Here is a 332-nt window from a genome sequence, read left to right as displayed (position 1 = left end):
TGATCGCCTTTATAGACGTCGTTTGGAGCGACTACAGAAACAGACCCGCTCGACTGGTTTACACCGATGGTGATGGTTTGGCCGTTATCCAGGGTGACCGTTAACGGGTTGGTGATGTTAGTCACCGCATTACCCGACTTATCGACCAGCGAAGCGGTGTAAACGATGTTGCCGCCCTCACCAACAGTGTTGGTCGCGGTCAGGACCACATCGACCTTGTCGATGGTGTCGTTGATGATCGTTGTCGCGCCGTTGCCTGCAACTTCCAGCTTCTCGAAGTTGCCGCCGGTAGCGTCGGTGATCTTGACGGTCTGGGTGCTCTTATCAATGAA

1 protein-coding gene is annotated in these 332 nt (G+C 54.2%); it reads right to left on the bottom strand.

Going from position 1 to position 332, the window contains the following annotated elements; translation table 11 throughout:
- Nucleotides 1-332: immunoglobulin-like domain-containing protein (locus ACQRBT_RS28315; protein WP_427851703.1), on the bottom strand; the 332-nt coding region annotated here is incomplete at both ends.

It is taken from the genome of Pseudomonas sp. R19M, from assembly GCF_050312585.1.
In the GTDB taxonomy this organism is placed as follows: Bacteria; Pseudomonadota; Gammaproteobacteria; order Pseudomonadales; family Pseudomonadaceae; genus Aquipseudomonas; species Aquipseudomonas palleroniana.
The sequence above is the reverse complement of the archived record's forward strand: the minus strand, read 5'-3'. Positions and strand labels throughout refer to the sequence as shown.